The sequence below is a fragment of the Alteromonas confluentis genome (assembly GCF_001757105.1).
Classification (GTDB): domain Bacteria; phylum Pseudomonadota; class Gammaproteobacteria; order Enterobacterales; family Alteromonadaceae; genus Alteromonas; species Alteromonas confluentis.
Window position 1 is genome coordinate 178,859 of the sequence record NZ_MDHN01000037.1, and the last position, 19,130, is coordinate 197,988.

Annotated in this window: 20 protein-coding genes and 2 tRNA genes; 14 read left to right on the forward strand and 8 right to left on the reverse strand. The window is 48.7% G+C overall.

Translation table 11 applies throughout. The features are described from left to right. Positions 1-12: 12 nt before the first annotated feature. From BFC18_RS15915 to BFC18_RS15925, 3 genes are read left to right on the forward strand one after another with little or no spacing between them, the layout of a single operon-like run. Entirely contained in the window at positions 13-1,182 is a 1,170-nt protein-coding gene (locus tag BFC18_RS15915) for an efflux RND transporter periplasmic adaptor subunit (RefSeq protein ID WP_070126540.1), read from the forward strand. Next, positions 1,175-3,109 carry a MacB family efflux pump subunit gene (locus BFC18_RS15920; RefSeq protein ID WP_245680409.1) on the forward strand — a complete coding sequence of 645 codons (1,935 nt, stop codon included), beginning with the start codon at positions 1,175-1,177 and terminating at the stop codon, positions 3,107-3,109. Before BFC18_RS15915 ends, BFC18_RS15920 begins: the two co-directional genes overlap by 8 nt. 1 nt (position 3,110) lies before the next feature. Further along, positions 3,111-4,484 (forward strand): TolC family protein, encoded by a 1,374-nt coding sequence (locus tag BFC18_RS15925; RefSeq protein WP_070126542.1) that lies wholly within the window; start codon positions 3,111-3,113, stop codon positions 4,482-4,484. 66 nt (positions 4,485-4,550) lie between these two features. On the opposite strand, the gene gpsA is transcribed toward BFC18_RS15925, so the two are convergent. From gpsA to BFC18_RS15945, 4 genes are read right to left on the reverse strand one after another with little or no spacing between them, the layout of a single operon-like run. Further along, on the reverse strand, positions 4,551-5,552 hold the full coding sequence (gene gpsA / locus BFC18_RS15930; RefSeq protein WP_070126543.1) for an NAD(P)H-dependent glycerol-3-phosphate dehydrogenase: 1,002 nt from the start codon (positions 5,550-5,552) through the stop codon (positions 4,551-4,553). A gap of 7 nt (positions 5,553-5,559) precedes the next feature. Beyond that, a complete protein-coding gene (secB, locus tag BFC18_RS15935; protein WP_070126544.1) occupies positions 5,560-6,069 on the reverse strand; it encodes a protein-export chaperone SecB in 510 nt (169 codons plus the stop codon). A gap of 47 nt (positions 6,070-6,116) precedes the next feature. After that, complete coding sequence (gene grxC, locus BFC18_RS15940) at positions 6,117-6,374, reverse strand: glutaredoxin 3 (protein ID WP_070126545.1); 258 nt, start codon at positions 6,372-6,374, stop codon at positions 6,117-6,119. 24 nt (positions 6,375-6,398) lie between these two features. Then, positions 6,399-6,824: a rhodanese-like domain-containing protein gene (locus BFC18_RS15945; RefSeq protein ID WP_070126546.1), complete on the reverse strand. Its 426-nt coding sequence runs from the start codon at positions 6,822-6,824 to the stop codon at positions 6,399-6,401. Positions 6,825-7,004: 180 nt separating this feature from the next. Here BFC18_RS15945 and BFC18_RS15950 point away from each other — a divergent pair, with 180 nt between their 5' ends. The 3 genes from BFC18_RS15950 (at position 7,005) to BFC18_RS15960 (ending at position 9,828) form a co-directional block, all read left to right on the forward strand. Beyond that, positions 7,005-8,192, forward strand: a complete 1,188-nt coding sequence (locus BFC18_RS15950; RefSeq protein ID WP_083273137.1) for a murein hydrolase activator EnvC family protein — start codon at positions 7,005-7,007, stop codon at positions 8,190-8,192. A gap of 361 nt (positions 8,193-8,553) precedes the next feature. After that, positions 8,554-9,324, forward strand: coding sequence for a divergent polysaccharide deacetylase family protein (locus BFC18_RS21510; RefSeq protein WP_245680410.1), 771 nt, complete (start codon positions 8,554-8,556; stop codon positions 9,322-9,324). 78 nt (positions 9,325-9,402) lie between these two features. Next, positions 9,403-9,828: a MerC domain-containing protein gene (locus tag BFC18_RS15960; RefSeq protein WP_083273142.1), complete on the forward strand. Its 426-nt coding sequence runs from the start codon at positions 9,403-9,405 to the stop codon at positions 9,826-9,828. A 12-nt stretch (positions 9,829-9,840) separates the two neighbouring features. Here the strand turns inward: BFC18_RS15960 and BFC18_RS15965 are convergent, their stop codons facing one another. From BFC18_RS15965 to rsgA, 4 genes are all read right to left on the reverse strand, one after another. Beyond that, complete coding sequence (locus BFC18_RS15965; RefSeq protein WP_070126548.1) at positions 9,841-10,530, reverse strand: glycerophosphodiester phosphodiesterase; 690 nt, start codon at positions 10,528-10,530, stop codon at positions 9,841-9,843. After that, positions 10,531-11,403, reverse strand: a complete 873-nt coding sequence (locus BFC18_RS15970) for a DMT family transporter (RefSeq protein WP_070126549.1) — start codon at positions 11,401-11,403, stop codon at positions 10,531-10,533. Between the two features lie 2 nt (positions 11,404-11,405). Then, positions 11,406-12,272 (reverse strand): archaetidylserine decarboxylase, encoded by an 867-nt coding sequence (gene asd / locus BFC18_RS15975; protein ID WP_070126550.1) that lies wholly within the window; start codon positions 12,270-12,272, stop codon positions 11,406-11,408. Between the two features lie 339 nt (positions 12,273-12,611). Next, positions 12,612-13,646 carry a small ribosomal subunit biogenesis GTPase RsgA gene (gene rsgA, locus BFC18_RS15980; RefSeq protein ID WP_070126551.1) on the reverse strand — a complete coding sequence of 345 codons (1,035 nt, stop codon included), beginning with the start codon at positions 13,644-13,646 and terminating at the stop codon, positions 12,612-12,614. A gap of 83 nt (positions 13,647-13,729) precedes the next feature. On the opposite strand from rsgA, the gene orn reads away from it, so the two are divergent. The 8 genes from orn (at position 13,730) to ilvN (ending at position 19,081) form a co-directional block, all read left to right on the forward strand. Beyond that, complete coding sequence (gene orn, locus BFC18_RS15985) at positions 13,730-14,275, forward strand: oligoribonuclease (RefSeq protein ID WP_070126552.1); 546 nt, start codon at positions 13,730-13,732, stop codon at positions 14,273-14,275. A gap of 127 nt (positions 14,276-14,402) precedes the next feature. Beyond that, positions 14,403-14,478 (forward strand) — tRNA-Gly (locus tag BFC18_RS15990). Positions 14,479-14,618: 140 nt separating this feature from the next. After that, positions 14,619-14,694, forward strand: a tRNA-Gly gene (locus BFC18_RS15995). A gap of 293 nt (positions 14,695-14,987) precedes the next feature. After that, on the forward strand, positions 14,988-15,506 hold the full coding sequence (locus BFC18_RS16000) for a PepSY domain-containing protein (RefSeq protein WP_070126553.1): 519 nt from the start codon (positions 14,988-14,990) through the stop codon (positions 15,504-15,506). A 99-nt stretch (positions 15,507-15,605) separates the two neighbouring features. After that, positions 15,606-16,094, forward strand: a complete 489-nt coding sequence (locus BFC18_RS16005) for a DUF4442 domain-containing protein (RefSeq protein ID WP_070126554.1) — start codon at positions 15,606-15,608, stop codon at positions 16,092-16,094. 175 nt (positions 16,095-16,269) lie between these two features. Further along, positions 16,270-16,644 carry a MaoP family protein gene (locus BFC18_RS16010; protein ID WP_070126555.1) on the forward strand — a complete coding sequence of 125 codons (375 nt, stop codon included), beginning with the start codon at positions 16,270-16,272 and terminating at the stop codon, positions 16,642-16,644. Positions 16,645-16,865: 221 nt separating this feature from the next. Next, on the forward strand, positions 16,866-18,584 hold the full coding sequence (locus BFC18_RS16015) for an acetolactate synthase 3 large subunit (protein WP_070126556.1): 1,719 nt from the start codon (positions 16,866-16,868) through the stop codon (positions 18,582-18,584). Next, positions 18,584-19,081: an acetolactate synthase small subunit gene (ilvN, locus tag BFC18_RS16020; RefSeq protein ID WP_070126557.1), complete on the forward strand. Its 498-nt coding sequence runs from the start codon at positions 18,584-18,586 to the stop codon at positions 19,079-19,081. Before BFC18_RS16015 ends, ilvN begins: the two co-directional genes overlap by 1 nt. Positions 19,082-19,130: the final 49 nt, after the last annotated feature.

Genomic DNA, 19,130 nt, shown 5'->3' on the forward strand with positions numbered 1-19,130 from the left:
TAAGGACAGACCGTGTTTTCAACTGGATCGCACCCATGGGCAAAAATACTGCTCGTGGTTATCATTATTGCTTTGCCTGTTTACGGCGCCTGGCGATACTTCGCACCCCCCACCCAAAATGTCGAATCCCTGACATTTACCACTGCTAAGCAGGGCAATATCGAAAAAAGTATTATTGCTACCGGCCAACTAGAGCCTAAACATTATGTAGTCGTCGGTGCGCAGGTTTCAGGTCAGGTTGAAAAAATTCACGTTGAAGAAGGCGATGTGGTTGAAGAGGGAGCGGTACTTGTAGATATTGATGCGACCGTTTTCGAAACGCAGGTACAGAATGCTGAAGCAGCGCTTGAGTCGATGAGAGCACAGTTAGCCCAGCTTGAGGCGGAACGTGAACTGGCCATTCTGCGTGAGAAACGCAACAACAATCTATTCGAACAAAATGCGGTAAGTGAAGATGTGGCTATCAGTAGTCGCATTGATGTGAAAGTACTGGATTCACGTATTAAAGCCAGTTCTGCACAAATTCGCTCTAACGAGGCGTCGCTGGCGGGGGACAAAGTGACATTAGGGTTTGCCCGCATCTATGCACCTATCAGCGGGACTATTGCTTCCATCGCCGTGCGTCAGGGCCAAACCCTCAACGCCAATCAGAATGCACCAGAACTACTGCAAATTTCAGATTTGACTACCATGACCTTGCGGGCCGAGGTGTCAGAAGCCGACGTAGAGTCAATTTATCGCGGCATGCCGGTTTACTTCTCGACAATTGGTAACACCAAAAAACGTTATCACTCTACTGTTCGCCAGGTACTTCCCACCCCCACCATTATTAATGATGTTGTGTTGTATCAGGTACTCATTGACGTTGAAAACCCCGATGGTGTGCTGATGGACTCCATGACTACCCAGGTCTTTTTCATTGAAGACAAGGCGAAAGATACACTGGTAGTGCCCCTTGGCGCGGTTAAAGGTCCGCCAGACAGAAAGTTTGTTATGGTTCGCAAGAACAATAATCTGGAGCGTCGCCAGGTTTCTGTGGGCATTAGTACCCGTACAGAAGTACAAATTCTATCTGGACTTAGCGAAGGTGAAGAAATCGTAAGCGGACAGATGTCGGCAGGTTCATCGGATGAAAGCGGGCCCAGAGGATTTGGCGGACCACCGAGGATGCCTCGTGGGTAAGCCTTCTCTCATCGAACTTAACAATGTGGTGCGAAGCTACCAGACAGAAGGCACTGAAGTTCGTGCCCTGGATGGAATTTCACTGACAATCCGTAAGGGCGAGTTTGTTGCCATTATGGGTCAGTCTGGCTCAGGGAAATCCACGCTGATGAATATTCTCGGCTGCCTGGATACACCTTCTGCGGGTAGTTACACCATTAACGGGCATAACGTTAATTCACTGACACAGGAACAGCTGTCGGCACTGCGCTTAAAAACCTTCGGCTTCGTGTTTCAGCGTTATCAGCTACTGGCCAGCCATTCCGCCATTGAGAACGTGGCACTGCCTGCCATTTACAGTAATACCGACAAGCCGGAACGTGAAAAGCGGGCGGCAGAATTGTTGACCCGGTTGGGCTTAGGCGATCGCCTTGAGCATCGTCCTGGTGAGATGTCGGGTGGACAACAGCAACGGGTTTCCGTTGCCAGGGCGCTTATCAACGGTGCAGAGGTTATTCTTGCCGATGAGCCAACTGGTGCCCTCGACTCAGCCAGTGGCGAGCAATTGCTTGCGTTGCTTAAAGAGCTGCATGGTGAAGGCGTTACCATAATTCTTATCACCCACGATCCTGCCGTGGCAGAACATGCCGAACGTCAGGTGCATTTGCTGGATGGGAAAATCGTATCGGACAGCGGCGAAGCTGTGCCGGAAGAAACACCCCAAGAGGGTACGCAGGGCGCTGTTCAGGCGTTTCGAAGTATTTCCGGCGCTGCTGCACTCGGTATGGCATTTTCCTCTCTACGGCTTAACTGGTTTCGTACACTGCTAACACTACTTGGCATCATTATCGGTGTTGCTGCCGTGGTGACGATGATGGCCATTGGCGAGGGCGGTAAACAAGATGTACTAAAGCGCATTGAAGCCATTGGTACCAATCTTATTTCTGTGCGTCCGGGCGGGCGAAATATGCGTAACTCGGGAGATGTCGCCACATTAACACTGGCCGATGCAGATGCATTGAGAGACATCCCCGGAGTGATGTACGTTGCACCCGAGCGCTCTTCCCGAAATACCATGCGCTATGGTGAAAACGACTTTTCTGGCCGGATTAAAGGCTCCACACCGGATTACCTTCACGTGAAAGATTGGGAGATAGCCCAGGGCGTGTTTTTCACTGAGGAAGATGTGAGGAATTACGCACCCGTCGTGGTGATCGGTGACACCGTTGCTGAAACTCTTTTCGAAGATAAAATGCAAGCAGTGGGTAAGTACATACTTATGTCAAACTCGCTGTATCAGGTGATTGGGGTATTAAAATCAAAAGGCGCAACCGCTGGTGGTAGCGATCAGGATGATGAAGTACTGATCCCGGTAACGACCGGGCGACTGAAGGTTTTCGGCCGTGATTACTTAAGCGGCATTACCATTAAGGCATCGGGCTCTGATGTTGCCTCACAAGTGAAAGACGCGGTATTGGAAACACTCAAACAGCGCCATGGAGCAGAAGATGTCATGGTGTTCACCACTGATTCTCTGGTGGAAGCGGTAACGGAAACCCAGAATACGTTGACCTGGCTGTTAGCTTCAGTTGCGGCAATCTCGCTGTTTGTAGGCGGTATTGGCGTAATGAATATTATGCTGGTAAACGTGTCAGAGCGTAAGCGGGAAATCGGCCTGCGAATGGCTACCGGGGCTAAGCCTGCAGATATTCTCAAGCAGTTTAATATTGAAGCCTGGGTCGTCTGCATTCTGGGTGGCGCTGTGGGCATTGTACTGGGCTATGGTGTCATTCTCATCGTTTCCCAGTTTTCGATTTCCGTTGCGTATACCTTAATGCCGCCCGTGCTGGCATTTATTACCTCATTGCTGGTTGGTGTATTGTTCGGCTATGCGCCCGCACTCAAAGCATCCCGTCTTAGCCCTATAGAAGCCTTGTCAGAGGATTAATATGAACAATAAATCTGTTGGCTTGCTCGTGGCCGCTATGCTTTCGGGCTGCGCTTACTCACCTACCGAGCAGGCTTATCGTGAGCACATTCAAACACCGGACATTTTCGAATTTTACACCGATGCGGATAGCCAGGTTGAAGTCGAGCAGGACTGGTGGACGGTGTTTGGTTCAACGCCGTTAAATGAGCTCATGACGCGGCTGATGGCTGACAACCTGAGCCTGGAAGAAGCCCGTATGCGGGTGGACCGGGCGGTTTTACTCCTGGAACAAAGTCGTGCCGATAATATTCCCGATGTGAGTGCCGGTGTAAGCGGGCGGTCCGGCAAGGACTTTGATGGTGGAAGTACCTCTAGTAGTTCTTCAGGGAACGTGGGGCTAAGTTATACCTTCGATGTGTGGGGAAGTCGTGAGGCGACTCAGTTAGGGCTCTCATTGGGCATTGATAGTCAGCGTTTTACTCAACGGAGCGCGGCTCTGCAGGTTCAAGGTCTCTTGGCCAGTGAGTACTTCAACCTATTGTCATTACAGCAGCGTTTGGTGATCGCACGTAAAAACTACGACGCGGCAGACCAGCTCTATGAATTAGTGCGTATTCGTTTTGAAGAAGGTGATGCATCCGGTATTGAAGTGAGTCAGCAACAGAATACGTTGCTCACTGCACGTGGCGAACTACTTCGACTCAACAATCAGGCGACATTGAGCCGTCGGGCCATTGCTGCTTTACTGGGTGATGCGGTACTAACACCTGTAAATAGTGAAGAGTCAATTCTGGCGATGGCAGTGCCGGAAATCAGTCTGTATCAGCCCGCCAGTGTGTTAAAGCAACGCCCTGATGTGCAAATTGCTGATGTCACATTGCAGCAAGCAGATATTGCCGTATATCAGGCAGGCATTCAGGGGTTACCCGGACTCAGCTTTAGTGCTGATTTGTCGGTGAGTGATTTGCTCGATTTGGCTTCTGGCTGGAGTGTTGGTGCGGCGCTGAGCAGTGCGGCTACATTATTTGATGGCGGTAGAATTGATGCGGGCAAAAAGATTGCGGCGACCGACCGCGAGCTGGCGTGGAATAACTTCAGAGCGACGACCATCAATGCTTCGCAGTCGTTGCTGGATGCGCTGGATAACTTCACGTATCAAAAGGCAGCGTATGAACTCGATTTGATATCGCTGGAAAATAACGAGCGGTTATACAAGTTGGCGGAAATTCGGTACAAAGCGGGTGATACTGACTTCCTGAATTTGTTGAGTGCTCAGCGTAGTTGGTTCTCGGCCCAACTTACTGTGATCACCAGCTATCAGCAATCCCTTGCAGCTGCATCAACGGTGTACTTAGAAGCAGGCGGGCGCCCTCAGCTAATCAATCGCCCATAGAGTCACGTGCAGTTGCCTTTTCGCGATTAGCAAAAGTTAGATTTAAAAGATAAAAAAAGCGAGTGATTACTCGCTTTTCAAATCCCTTCCCAGCAACGCAAGGGCAGCTTCTTTTGGCGATTTACCATGATAAAGCACTGCGTAGATTTGCTCGCAGATGGGCATCTCTACTTCGTATTTTTTCGCCAGCACATGTACTTCTTCTGTATTGCGATAGCCTTCAACCACTTGACCAATTTCAGTCATTGCTGTTTCAACGTCTTTACCCTGACCTAAGGCCAAACCAAAACGACGATTACGTGACTGATTGTCAGTGCAGGTAAGCACCAAATCGCCAAGGCCCGCCATTCCCATGAAAGTTTCTGGTTGTGCACCCACTTTCACACCAAGACGGGTCAACTCGGCCAGACCTCGGGTAATCAACGCCGTACGGGCATTAGCACCAAAACCTAAACCATCTGCCAGGCCGGCACCGATAGCAATGACGTTTTTAACCGCACCACCTAATTGAACACCGATGAAGTCAGGGTTTTTATAAACACGGAACGACCGGGCGCAATGGAGTTTGCGGGCAAAATCATCAACCAGGGTTTCGCAGGTGGAAGACAGAGAAATAGCCGTAGGTAAGCCTGCAGCCATTTCTTTGGCAAACGTTGGTCCTGACAGCACGGCTAGTGGATATTGGTTGCCTAACACATCGAGTGCTACATCACGTAGTAGTCTGCCTGAACCAGGTTCCAAACCTTTGGTGGCCCAGATAATACGGTGCTGTGGCTGCAAAATAGGCTTTAAGGTTTCCAGCAGGGCCTTAAAAGCGTGACTGGGTACCACGATAAGAATATCGCGACTGGCTGCAACAGCCTTTTCCAGATCAGACTCAACGGTGAGCGCATCGGGAAATGCAGCGCCTGGCAGATAACGGGCATTTTCCCGGTCATTTGCCAATGCATCCATGTGCGATTTTTCTCGTCCCCACAACAGCGTTGGGTTGCCATTACGGGCCAAACAAAAAGCGAGGGCGGTGCCGTAAGACCCCGCCCCCAATACAGTTATCGAACCTGAGTTCATAACGGTCTTATGCGTCTAACTGCTGACTGCCTTCTTGCGCCTGCTGTGCACGTTTCTGCATATAAGCAGCGAAGATAGCGTCAAAATTAACCGGAGCCAGGTTAAGAGGAGGGAAAGTTCCACGGTTAACCATGTTAGAAATTGCTTCCCGGGCATAAGGGAACAGCAGGTTAGGGCAGTAAGAACCCAGCATAGGTGCTTTAGCCTGGTCTGGCAGTTCAGCGCCCAATACGAAAATACCTGCTTGTTGCACTTCACACAGGAACGCAGTTTCTTCGCCCATAGACGCAGTAACCGTTACTGACAGTACAACCTCAAATGCGTTTTCACCCACAACATTGGTTGAGGTATCGATATCGAGTTTAACTTCAGGCTTCCATTCCTTTTGGAAGATTGCCGGTGCATTTGGCGACTCAAAAGAGATATCTTTTGTGTAGATACGCTGGATGTTTAATTGAGGACCCGGGGCTTGCTGGCCTGCCTCTGCGCCGTTTGTGTTCTGATTTTCTTCAGCCATGATAATTCCTGAATGCTTATTACGTTCTTGTTGAAACGAGTTATTAATTATTGCGCAAGAAGCGCATCGAGTTTTTGTTGCGATTCCAGAGCAAACAAATCATCACATCCACCTACGTGGGTATCGTTGATAAAGATTTGTGGTACGGTCCAGCCGCCATTTGCTCGTTCGATCATTACGTCGCGTAGTTCAGGCTGCACATCAATGGCAATTTCCTCGAACTCCACGCCTTTGTGCGCCAGTAAAGCTTTGGCGCGATGACAATAAGGACAATGCCCTTTTGTGTAAATTTCTACCTTGCTCACAGTTAACTCCTGTGTCTTGCCGGTTTATTTGCTAACAGGCAGGCCAGCAGACGTCCATGAATTCATACCGCCCTGAAGCACTTTTACATTTGAAAAGCCTTCTTTAGCCATTGCCGCAGCAATACCTCTGGCGCTGTTGCCCATTGCACATACAACAATAATGGGTTTGTCTTTCACGTTTTCAAGCTTTTTAAAATCTTTCGCACGGACTTCTTCCGGTTTAATTTGGCGAGCGCCTACAATGTGCCCAGCCTTAAACTCTTTTTGCGGACGGGTATCGAAGATTACCGCGTCTTCCTTGTTAACCAGCAAAGTCATTTCGTGGGTGTTCACCTCTTTAACCGAAGAAGTAAAAGTGGTGATATAACTAAGAATCAACATGGCGACAATAACGACCCACGCACCGGCTAACAGCATATTATTACCGGCAAATTCTACGAGCTGTTCCATTTAAGCGTACCCTTTTGTTACATGGAAGACTAAAAATCGACTGCAAAGTATATAGAAAAAACACGTAGAAACCAGCCTGCATCGGCGACATCCATTGCATCGGGATAGGTGAATCCTCTATCTTGTTGATATAGTATGGCCTTTGAGTTTGTAGTATGTCGCCACTGGCCTGAAGTGAGAATGAGTCTGAACGCCCTGAAACCTAGTCTTCTATTTGCTGAAACCGCCCCGAGTTCGCGTCGGCGGCTACGTTTGTTGTTGCAGGTAGCCAGCTTACTTGTGGCACTATTCAGTTTATCAGCAGTGGCCCAGGAGCAGCAGGCAAAACTGGCAGAGCTACAGGCTGAATTGAAAGCCCGTCAGGCAACCCTAGCCGCCAACAAAGCCGATGCCGATGAGCTGCGTGATGCGCTAAAAAAGTCAGAGCTTGAAATTGCCGCTACGGCGAAGGCGCTGAATAACACCACCACCCAACTGGCAGATAATCGCCGTCAGCAGGCCAATCTGGAAGCTGAGCAGGGCGAGCTTCGAAAAGCCATACTGCAACAACAGTCCATGCTTGCTAGCCAATTGCGAAGTGCATTTATGGCGGGTAACTACGATTACGCAAAAATGCTGTTCTACCAAGACGAAGCCAGTAGCTTCGAACGTGTGCTTACCTATTATCAGTATCTGAGTAAAGCCAGAGCCAAAGAGATTGACGGTTTTCGTGAAAACGTGGCGCGGCTAATAAAGGTAAATCAACAACTGGAAGAAAAGGCCAGCACCCTGGCGAAATTGCTTGATGAACAAAAAGCCCAACAAAATGTGTTGGTAGCGCGACAAGACGATCGCGCCCAAACACTCGCAAAGCTCAATAAGAAGATCGCTTCCGATGCTGCAAAAGTCGATGAACTGCGCCAGAACGAGGAAGCATTAGTTCGTGCTATCGAAGACGCGCGACGTCGCGCCGAGTCGGCAAAATCTGAACTGGCAGGTTTGTCTGGGTTTAAAGGCAAGCTACTCAAACCCGCATCAGGACGGGTGCGTAATTTATTCGGTTCCCGTCGTCAGGGGCAGGTACGCTGGAAAGGCATTATCATCGAAGGCGCTGAAGGCAGTTCTGTACGTGCCGTGTCCCACGGCCGGGTACTCTATTCAGATTGGTTACGTGGATTTGGGCTGGTCACCGTTATCGACCACGGCAAAGGTTATATGAGTGTTTACGGACACAATCAGGCGCTATTGAAACAAGCCGGTGATCGGGTTGCCGATGGCGAGACCATTGCTCTGGTTGGTCAAAGTGGTGGACAGAATTACCCCAACCTCTATTTTGAAATCCGTCATAAAGGCAAAGCCTTAAGTCCTGCAGGCTGGTTGGATTTGTAGTTCCCGGCCTAGTCATTTGTTCTTCAATAAAAAAATGTTCAAAAAATAGCAAAAAAAGCGCTTCAGAAATTTCAAATTTATAAAATCGCTGTTATGCTCGTTATGTATGGATATAAATACTAATACAGCCCAAATGGAAGTCGGGTAACCAAACCTGAAGTAATTAGTGCCGCCGCCAGGCATTGCGCAGGTGAGATTCACGGTCTGAAAATAATAAACGTGAGCCACAAGCCCATTGCTGTTAACCGGAGATTCTGATTACCCGGGTTATAAAATTATAATAGGCGTGCGCTTGCTAAAAATTTGTTTTCTCAAAAGAACTGACCGTCAGTTTTGTGATTGGTTTGCGTTGTTTTGGGGTGTGCTGTTTACACTCTTCTGTCTTCCAGTCGCGGCTGCTAGTGTCCAACCAAAAATCGTCTTGATCATAGACGACATCGGTCATCGCTACTCTGATCACAGGGCGCTTAAGCTCCCCAGAGAAGTGACGTTCTCGATTCTACCTGATGCTCCCCTGACAACTGAAATGTCCGAACTGGCTCATGCCCAGGGGCGGGATATAATGTTACACATGCCAATGGAATCTTTTGACGGCCAGGACATGGGCGTCGACGGATTACGTGTGGGTATGTACGAAAACCAGATGGAAGTGTTGTTTGATAAGGCGCTGCAAAGTGTGCCTTATGCCATTGGTGTGAATAACCATATGGGCAGTCGGTTGACCAGTATGTTCAACCCTATGCGCGCATTCATGGATATTCTTAAAAACCGGGATTTATTCTTCGTCGATAGTCGTACGTCGGTAAAAACCGTGGCGGAAGAAGCGGCATTGCACGCGGGAATTCCTGTGGCCAGGCGACATGTGTTCCTTGATCACGTGATTCAACATGAGGCCATCGAAAGGGAATTTGATCGCATGTTGTTGCTGGCTCGGGAGCAGGGCGTAGCGGTTGCCATTGGTCATCCTCATAAGGTGACAATGGAAATTCTGCAGCGACGGTTACCGGAATTGCGAGAAATGGGCATTGAGCTGGCGACAGTCAGTTCGCTATTCGAACCTGCTGAACCGACGATGATGGCCCAGCAAACAGCGGAAACATCGACGGAAGCCACATTGGTCGCGCCGAATTAATCTTAAATTCGGGATTGTTGTTTTGCATTTTGCCATGGTTGTTATATTATAACGTCCCTTTTGATGGCGAGTGGCGACATGTCCCGAATTCAGGTTAACGACAACCCGACAAAATTAGACAGGCTTGGGATTTGGATCTCGAGCCTGTGTGCATTGCATTGTCTAGCGCTACCTCTGCTGCTGCCTTTAATTCCCCTTATCGGTTCATCGATCTTCGCGCAGATCTGGTTTGAGCGAACCATTCTTACCATCTCCATGCTTATTGGCGCCGTGGCGCTGATAAACGGTGCTGTTCGCTATCATGGCCAATACTATCCGCTTGGCTTATTGTTCTGTGGCGGCGTTATTTATTGGTTTAAAGACATGTTTGGTCACGATTTCGAACCACTGACGATAACCGTGGGTGCTGCGTTAATTGTGGCGGGACACTGGATCAACATGCGTTTATGTCGTCAGTGTCGTTGCTGTCGAAATACCGTGCTGTCTCAGCACATGGCTAAGTAGCCAAACCGCTATTTACTTTAATGTTGCCAATGCCAGGTCTGGCTTGTTGGTAAAAATCCCATCGACGCCCCAAGACTGCAATAACAGCATATCCTCAGGGTTATCCACAGTGTAAACCAGCACTTTATAGCCCGCTTCTTGGGCGCGCTTCACTTCTGTTTCTTCAATTGTATCGAGGGCGTAGTTCACCGACCACGGAGCGAGCTCACGGGCAAAACGCAAGCTGTTTAATTCAATGTTGGCGGTGAGTGCACCTAATTTGAGGGTAGGGCGAAGTTGCTTCAGGCTAAGTAACCAGCGGTGATTAAACGATGAAATCAACAGGCTGTCGGGATTTATCTGGGCGATGTCACAACATTCAAGCAGGCGTGCAAGCCAGCTTTCGGGATTTGTCATGCCTTTAATTTCCACATTACATAACGTGGATTCAGGTAGGCACTGAAGTGCTTCAACCAGCAACGGAATAGGCTCGCCGTTCCCTGCATTCAATGAGCGTAAATAGCTTAGCGTTTGGTCCACTACCCGGCCGGAGCCATTGGTGGTGCGGTTTAGCCAGCGATCGTGAATAACCACAATTTCACCATCTACCTGATAGGTGTCGAATTCCAGGCCATGGGCACCCATTTCAAACCCCAGACGAAACGCGGCAAGGGTATTTTCTGGTGCTGCTTTGCTGGCCCCGCGATGTGCGAGTACGAACATTTAGTCTTCCTGTTTGTGCAGCTTACTGGCGTTCATGGTTTCGTAAACAGAGGCCGACGTAACCAGAATACCGCCAATTAGTGCTTTGATGCCTGGAGATTCTTCTAAGATTAGCATAGCCAGCACAACACCATACATTGGTTGCATGCAGGCGATGAGTGAAAAGGTTTTTGCCCGCAGGTGAATAAGTGCGTTGGCGACCAGCGCGTGAGGCACTGCAGTGAACATAGAGCCAAGTATCACCAGCATTAGCCAAGTGCTACCGGAGGCTTCTGGCAGGCCATCACTGACTACCGGGAGTAAACAGGCGATGACCACCAGTATTTGCCAGGACATGGCCTTGGCGCCCGAATAATGAGAGAAATGCTGGCGGTGAATCAGGTTGCGCAAGGCATAAAGCACCGCAGAGAAAATACCAATAGCCACGCCTAACGTGGTGTCGTTTTCCAGAGAGATTTCTGGAACCAGCAGTGCCACGCCAATGAACACAGTGATCGCACTAAAAAAGTCCTGCCATACCAGGCGGATTTTTTCGAAAAACGGTTCGATGAGTACGGTAATCACCGGGAAAGTAAATAGTGCAATCATGCCTACGGCAACACCGGCATACTGCATGGCAGCAAAATAAGTCACCCAATGCACGGCCATCAACACGCCCAGCAACAGAGCAATGCCGTAGTCTTTTTTATTACTCAGCGCAAAGGTTTCGCCAGCAAAGCGCATGAACAGAGCAAGGCTGATACAGGCGAAAACCGAGCGCCCGAAAGTAATATCGGTAGCGCTCAGCGGAATGATGTTTGAAAAGAGGCCGGTGCCTCCCAACAGGATAACGGTAATATGAAGCGTTATCAGACTTCGCTTGACAGGATCCATGCTTAAGCGGATTTGCCTGCCTTCGCATAACCAAATACTTCACCAAGACGGGTAGTCATACCCGGCTCCATATCTTCGAAATCAATGGCGTCTTTTTCGAAACACACCACGATGGTTGAACCTAATTTAAAACGACCCATTTCGTCGCCTTTCGCCAGTGTAACGGCTGCTTCATCGTCGTACTGCCAGTGCTGCACGTTTTGACCTGCAGGCGGAGTTACAGTGCCAGACCACACGGTTTCTATGCTGGCAACAATGGTTGCACCCACCAGCACCATAGCCATCTTACCCACTGGCGTATCAAACAAAGCAACCACGCGTTCGTTACGGGCGAACAGACCGGGAACATTTTCTGCTGTGAGTGGGTTCACTGAGAACAGTTCACCGGGCACGTACACCATATCAGTCAGCGTGCCTTCAACGGGCATGTGAATGCGGTGGTAATCTTTAGGTGAAAGATAGATGGTGGCGAACTTACCGTTTTTGAACTGCTTAGCCAGTTCAGGTTTACCGCCGAGCAGGGTAGTCAGACTGTAGTCGTGACCTTTTGCCTGAAAAATGCTGTCTTGGCGGATATCGCCAAATTGACTCACTGCGCCGTCTACGGCTTGAATGATAACGTCATCGCCTTCAGCAATAGTACGAACTTCCGGCTTCAACTGACGGGTAAAGAATTCGTTGAAGGTTTTATAGTGCTCAGGATGCGGGTACAGCGCCTCGCTCATATCAACGTTATATTTCTTGATGAAGAATTTGATAAACGCCGTTGTAACGCCACCGGCCTCAGCCGCGGCAAACTTGCCAACCAGGCGAGATAAAAGATGCTTGGGCAGAATATATTGTAGGTTAACCTTGAACCAGTCCAGCACGGGCACTCCGAAAAATAATAGTTATCTAGTTTCTGTCGCGTGAGATTGTACACCAGGTTGTTAACAAGTGGATGCACTTTCCCGTTATTGACCATCAGTGTTTGATATAAGCGGAAAAGGAAAAAGGATTAAAAAACGGCGTTCGCTAGTACCGGGGTAGGTGCCGTGAACTGCAAGCCCTTCTGAACTGGGGACGGTGCTGCCTTCGCGAACACGGCGTAAACCCGTCCATGGGGCCTCGGCTGCCGCATCCCTGCGGCAGACGGTTCACTCAGGCAACACCGTCCCCTATCCGCAGGCTTCCCGTTTCCGGTACCTGCCCCGTGCCAAACGCAAGTATCAGAACGGATTGGTGTAGCTGGGGCGCTGTTCATCCATGGTGGCGAGGATTCGATGATAGCTGTCGAAGCGTGCGGTGCTGATTTTGCCTTCTTCCACAGCTTCGCGAATGAGACAGCCAGGATCGTTCATGTGCTTGCAGTCACGAAATTTACAGCCACCCAGATAGTCGCGGAATTCCACAAAGCCCCAAGTGATTTGTTCTACAGGCATATGCCATAAGCTGAATTCCCGAACGCCCGGCGAGTCGATGAGGTCGCCACCTTCAGGGAAGTGCAGAAGCTTTGCCGCTGTTGTGGTGTGCTGACCTAAGCCGGAGTTATCGGAGATTTCGCCGACCAGTTCATCGGCATCAGGCAATACCTGGTTAATGATGCTCGACTTACCTACACCGGACTGACCTACAAACACGCTGACTTTGTCGTTCAGGCATGCTTTAAGATCATCGAGGCCATCACTGCGCTTACAACTGGTATAAATAAGCGAGTAGCCAAGTTCTTCGTAAACCGCGAGCTGGGCTTTCACACTTTCAAATTCTTCATCGCTGAGCAATTCGATTTTGTTCAGGATAAGGATAGGTGGAATGCCAATTTCTTCACAGGCCACCAGATAGCGGTCGATGATGTTCGTCGACAGTTCTGGTTTTACCGCACTGACAACAATGATCTGATCAATATTCGCAGCAATGGGTTTCACGCCATCATAATAATCGGGACGTGTGAGTACGGAACGACGGTCCTGTACAATTTCGATAACGCCGCTAACACCGCTGTCGTTATCGTCACCAGCGTCAAACAGAACATCGTCACCGCAAACCACGGACTCGATGGTACGGCGGATATGGCAGCGGGAAACATTACCTTGTTGATCTTCAACATCGGCATGCTTACCAAAGCGACCAACAACCCGACCGGGGATCAGTTTACTGGCATCAATCGCGTTTTTCTGATTGCCGCCCTTTTCATTTAGACGGCGGGCGCGGTTGGCTGCAACCTGTCGCTTCTGCCGTTGTGTCAGTTTCGGTTTTTTTGCCACGATTTCCTGCAAAGTTAACGTATACTTGGCCAATGATACCGTGTGTCTGGCCACTGTGCCATGTTAAAGACGAGGAAACTAGAATGACAAAAAGCGATACCAATCTGGTGTGGATTGATATGGAGATGACAGGACTCGACCCGGAAACCTGTAAAGTGCTGGAAATTGCCACTATTGTAACCGACGCGCAATTAAACGTTCTGGCCGAAGGCCCGGTTATCGCTGTTCATCAACCAGACGCGATCTTAGATGGTATGGATGAGTGGTGTACACGGGTACACGGTAACAGTGGGTTAACCGAACGCTGCCGCGCCAGTTCTGTGGGCGAAGCGGAAGCTGCTCGCCAGACTATTGCTTTCTTGGGTGAGTACGTTGATGCGGGTAAATCGCCCCTATGCGGCAACACCATTGGTCAGGATCGCCGCTTTATGGTGAAGTATATGCCGGAGTTGGAAGAGTACTTCCATTATCGCAGCATCGACGTGAGCACAATTAAAGAACTGGTAAAACGCTGGCAGCCAGAACTACTCGACGGATTTACTAAAAAAGGCGTGCATCTGGCACTCGACGATATTCGTGAGTCTATCGCGGAATTGCAGTACTATCGGGAAAAGGTGTTTGCTATTTAAGCAAACAATCCACTTTCTGCAAAAAAAATCAAAATAGGTGTTGCGCATTGCCAATATTTTTGTAAAATGCGCACCACTTTCGAGAAGGGCACAGCCTCTTACCGAAAGTTGACTGAAAATTTGTTATGCGGGAATAGCTCAGTTGGTAGAGCACGACCTTGCCAAGGTCGGGGTCGCGAGTTCGAATCTCGTTTCCCGCTCCAAATTCTCCTTCAGTCGTACCAATCTTTACGCGGGAATAGCTCAGTTGGTAGAGCATGTACCTCGTCACGAAGTGATTGCCAATCTCCGGCAAGTCGTGATGACTACAAACTACCTACTTAGTCACACACCCAGTAAGTATGCGGGAATAGCTCAGTTGGTAGAGCACGACCTTGCCAAGGTCGGGGTCGCGAGTTCGAATCTCGTTTCCCGCTCCAATCTCTCTTTTGTAATACCTCTTAAAATTCATCGAAGTTACACTGCATTATCCAGTTGGCTTTTACGCTATTGACATGTTTCTGTTGTTATCACCGGTCTGTATATCGCGTTTTTGTGCTGGGTTCAGACATGCAATTAGATTAATATAAATGAAGTCGCGCGTATCACCGGGACCTGTCAGGTCCTTTTTTTATGTCGTTACACAACGATAAGCGCTGGCCCAGACCAGTCTGGCGAACTCACAATAACAACGATGGCAGCATTGCAGCTGACCCTTTGAGAGAACAATACTATGGCATCGATGAAGTTTCATAACGCGTTTCGCAAATATCACCGTTGGTTAGGATTTTTCCTGGCAGGTATCATGTTTATTTACGCCGTCAGTGGTGTACTGCTGATATTTCGCACCACAGATTTCCTCAAATACGAACAAACCGAGCAGCATCAGTTGGCCTCGGGCCTGAACGGTGATGCGCTGGGTCAGCAATTGCGAATGAAGGGCTTCCGCGTCGCCGCTGAGACACCAGACCGTATTGAGTTTCCGGGTGGTTATTACGATAAGCAAACCGGTAACGCCGAAGTCACTAAGAAAGATTATCCGTTAGTGCTTAGTAAGCTGGTGAAATTGCACAAAGCCACCACTAATAGTCCGCTGTTTTTACTTAATATTTTCTTTGGCTTAGGTCTGTTGTTCTTTGTTGTGTCGGCGTTTCTGATGTTTCTACCAAAAGTGCCGGTGTTTAAAGAAGGGCTTAAGATTGCGGGTATCGGCGCAGTGGTCGCACTGTTGGTTGTTATTTTCGGCTCCTAATCGGCAATTTCTCTGAACAGGTTCATCTGGTCGGATGACTTGATTTTGTTCTGACTTCATGTAGCCTTACTGGTCTAACCAGATCGTGAAGTCAGAACTATGAGAAAAAATGCCCTCCGTGAATTTGCTTTAAAAGCCAACCGCTTTCCTGCCGGCGTTAGTCGTTGGCTAATGACCACCATGTTCCGCCACAAAGTTAAATTGGCCGGCACGGCGAAGCTCGACATTCTTGGCTCTGATCTCAAATCGGTCACCTTTAATATTAAAAATCGCAAAAAAGTCCAAAACCATATTGGCAGTGTTCATGCGGCTGCTATGGCATTGCTAGCCGAATCGGCAACGGGCTTTATTGTTGGCGTTAACTTACCCGGTGATAAGCTGCCGCTAATCAAATCGATGAACCTCCAATACGTTAAGCGAGCGCAAGGTGATATGCAGGCAGAAGCGATGCTTACTGATGAACAAATTGCACTCATGCACTCGCAAGAGAAGGGGGAGGTGATGGTTGCGGTTAAAGTGACTGACGAAAATGGCATCGAACCGGTGATTTGTGAGATGTGCTGGGCCTGGATCCCGCACAAAAAATGACAGTTAAATGAAGATATTCCTAAAAGCGGCTTTTGCCGCTTTTTTTGTTTGACATCTGTGGCTATAAAATCTATTTCTTGTGTAGCGTGTTCACGCATTTTTTATTGTAGTTTTTCACACCCGCTGAAAAGCAGGTAGTCGACATCGTTAAGCAAATTTTCAAACAGGTTTTATTATGACCAACGAATCTCGTGAAAGTCTGGTGAAGAAGCCATTTATGGACAAAAGAAATTATCCGTATGGTTTTGCGCGCTCGGGCGATTTTTCGATAAAAGAAGCGAAAATTCTGTCCGAAAGTGGTAGTGTGATCGCCGCACTGGTTGATGGCAAAATTGCGCCGGAAACCGATCAAGATATGCGTTATATTGCAGTGGCGCATGGTCAGGTAGAGCCAGAATCTTCAGAAGAGAAAGTCTGGCTGAAATATCAGAAACGAATTAACCGTCCAAAAGCCGCTTCTATTTATGGCTCCAAGAAACTCGCTTTGGTTGATTCGGATGATGATAATAATTCGTCGAATGACGACGATATCGTCATTGATGACGATTAATTGCTAAAAATGCGGCTTCATATCCTATATTCGGCCGCAATTTAACCTATTTGCGGATATTCATCCTATTTATTCTATATATTGGGATACATATCTCACTTTTGTCGATTTTTTTGTTTAATCTTTCTAACTCCTTCGTTATAGTCCGCGCTACGGTATAATCCGCACAAAATTTAAGAAAGGTTTCGAGACACAAATCCAATAAAACAGGAGATTTGACTGTGAAAATGATGTCAGGCGCTGCCATGGTGGTTGAAGCGCTAAAAGATGTGGGAGTCACACATGTATTCGGTTACCCCGGTGGTGCCGTACTCGACATTTATGATGCGCTGTTTGCGCAGGATAGTGTCAAGCATGTCCTCGTACGTCACGAACAGGCGGCCGCCCACATGGCGGATGGTTATGCACGTTCAACTGGCAAAACCGGCACAGTCCTCGTCACTTCGGGTCCAGGTGCAACGAATACCATTACCGGTATTGCCACAGCCTACATGGATTCTATTCCGATGGTTGTGTTATCTGGCCAGGTGCCTTCTTCACTGATTGGTGAAGACGCCTTCCAGGAAACTGACATGGTGGGTTGCTCGCGCCCAATTGTTAAGCACAGTTTTCTGGTTAAACGTGCCGTAGATATCCCTGAAGCCATCGCTAAGGCTTACTACATCGCTAATTCTGGCCGTCCGGGTCCGGTTGTAGTGGATTTACCAAAAGATATCGTTAACGTTCAGGAATCACATCCGTATGTTTTCCCTGAATCCGTTGCAATGCGTTCATATAACCCAACTGAAAAGGGTCATATGAAGCAAATTAAGAAAGCTGTCGCGTCGATGCTGAAAGCTGAGCGTCCAGTGATGTACGTAGGCGGCGGTGCTGTTGCCTGTGACGCGTCTGGTAAAGTAATTGAACTGGCTGAAAAGCTGAATGCACCGGTCACCTGTACCTTAATGGGTTTGGGCGCCATGCCAGGCACACACGAACAATTCGTGGGTATGCTGGGCATGCACGGTACGCTGGAAGCCAACAAAACCATGCACAACTCAGACTGCATTATTGCGCTGGGTGCGCGTTTTGACGACCGCGTAACAAACAACGTTTCTAAGTTCTGTCCTCACGCTGAAATTATTCACGTTGATATCGACCCTGCGTCGATTTCTAAAACCGTGAATGCACACATTCCGGTGGTTGGCAGCGTAGATAAAGTGTTAGATCAAATCCTTGAGCAACTGGCTGAGAATGATTTCTCTGGTCAGAAAGAGAAGCTCAGCGACTGGTGGCAGCAAATTACTCAGTGGCGCAAGCGCGAATGTCTGAAGTTCGAGCAGGGCGATACGGTAATCAAACCACAGAAGGTTATTGAAGCGCTGTATAAGCACACCAATGGTGACGCTTATGTGAGCTCAGACGTTGGCCAGCACCAGATGTTTGCTGCGCTGTACTATCCGTACAAGAAGCCTCGTCAGTGGATCAATTCTGGCGGTTTGGGCACCATGGGCTTTGGTTTACCTGCTGCCATGGGCGTACAGTTTGCGCATCCTGATGCCGTGTCTGTTTGTGTTACCGGCGACGGTAGTATTCAGATGAATATTCAGGAGCTTGCCACCTGTTTGCAGTACAACCTGCCAGTTAAGATTATTTCTCTGAACAACCGCGCACTGGGTATGGTTCGTCAGTGGCAGGACATGATTTATAAAGGTCGCCACTCACATTCTTACATGGATTCAATGCCGGACTTCGTGAAGTTGGCAGAAGCTTACGGTCACGTGGGTATTAAAGTGGATCGCCTCGATGAACTCGACGCCGCGATGGAAAAATGTTTCAGCTATACCGACAGACTGGTATTCATGGACATTGCAGTAGACCAGAACGAGCACGTCTATCCGATGCAGGTTAAATTCGGAGCCATGGACGACATGCGCCTGAGCAAAACGGAGCGAACCTAATGAAAAGAATTATATCTGTACTTATGGAAAACGCGCCGGGCGCACTGTCACGTATCGTGGGTGTTTTCTCTCAACGTGGTTATAATGTAGATTCGCTGTGTGTAGCGCCTACTGATGACCCAAGCCTGTCACGTTTGACTATCATGACCCACGGTGATGATAAGGTTATTGAGCAAATTACTAAGCAGGTAAACAAGCTTATTGATGTGCTTAAAGTTGTCGATTTAACAGACGGCGCGCACGTTGAGCGCGAACTGATGCTGATTAAGGTCGCTACCCGCACCGATGCCATCCGTGCAGAAGTGAAGCGCACCAGCGACATCTTCCGTGGCAGCATTATTGATGTGAACGGCAGCAACTACACTATCGAACTGACTGGTACCTCCGACAAGTTAGATGCATTTGCGTCGACCATGGCGGAATGTGCAGAGATCATTGAATCTTCACGTACTGGCGTATGCGGTCTGGCTCGTGGTGAACGTGCGTTAAGACCATAAAACCAGCTTCACAGCAGATGAAAACCGGCTTTCTAAAGCCGGTTTTTTT

What these genes read in the sequence shown, in the direction of transcription:
- BFC18_RS15925 (WP_070126542.1), top strand. Translation starts at nt 3,111, where the DNA reads ATGAACAATAAATCTGTTGGCTTGCTCGTGGCCGCTATGCTTTCGGGC.
- gpsA (WP_070126543.1), bottom strand. Translation starts at nt 5,552, where the DNA reads ATGAACTCAGGTTCGATAACTGTATTGGGGGCGGGGTCTTACGGCACC.
- secB (WP_070126544.1), bottom strand. Translation starts at nt 6,069, where the DNA reads ATGGCTGAAGAAAATCAGAACACAAACGGCGCAGAGGCAGGCCAGCAA.
- BFC18_RS15945 (WP_070126546.1), bottom strand. Translation starts at nt 6,824, where the DNA reads ATGGAACAGCTCGTAGAATTTGCCGGTAATAATATGCTGTTAGCCGGT.
- BFC18_RS15950 (WP_083273137.1), top strand. Translation starts at nt 7,005, where the DNA reads ATGAGTCTGAACGCCCTGAAACCTAGTCTTCTATTTGCTGAAACCGCC.
- BFC18_RS15960 (WP_083273142.1), top strand. Translation starts at nt 9,403, where the DNA reads ATGTCCCGAATTCAGGTTAACGACAACCCGACAAAATTAGACAGGCTT.
- BFC18_RS15965 (WP_070126548.1), bottom strand. Translation starts at nt 10,530, where the DNA reads ATGTTCGTACTCGCACATCGCGGGGCCAGCAAAGCAGCACCAGAAAAT.
- BFC18_RS15970 (WP_070126549.1), bottom strand. Translation starts at nt 11,403, where the DNA reads ATGGATCCTGTCAAGCGAAGTCTGATAACGCTTCATATTACCGTTATC.
- orn (WP_070126552.1), top strand. Translation starts at nt 13,730, where the DNA reads ATGACAAAAAGCGATACCAATCTGGTGTGGATTGATATGGAGATGACA.
- BFC18_RS16000 (WP_070126553.1), top strand. Translation starts at nt 14,988, where the DNA reads ATGGCATCGATGAAGTTTCATAACGCGTTTCGCAAATATCACCGTTGG.
- BFC18_RS16005 (WP_070126554.1), top strand. Translation starts at nt 15,606, where the DNA reads ATGAGAAAAAATGCCCTCCGTGAATTTGCTTTAAAAGCCAACCGCTTT.
- BFC18_RS16010 (WP_070126555.1), top strand. Translation starts at nt 16,270, where the DNA reads ATGACCAACGAATCTCGTGAAAGTCTGGTGAAGAAGCCATTTATGGAC.
- ilvN (WP_070126557.1), top strand. Translation starts at nt 18,584, where the DNA reads ATGAAAAGAATTATATCTGTACTTATGGAAAACGCGCCGGGCGCACTG.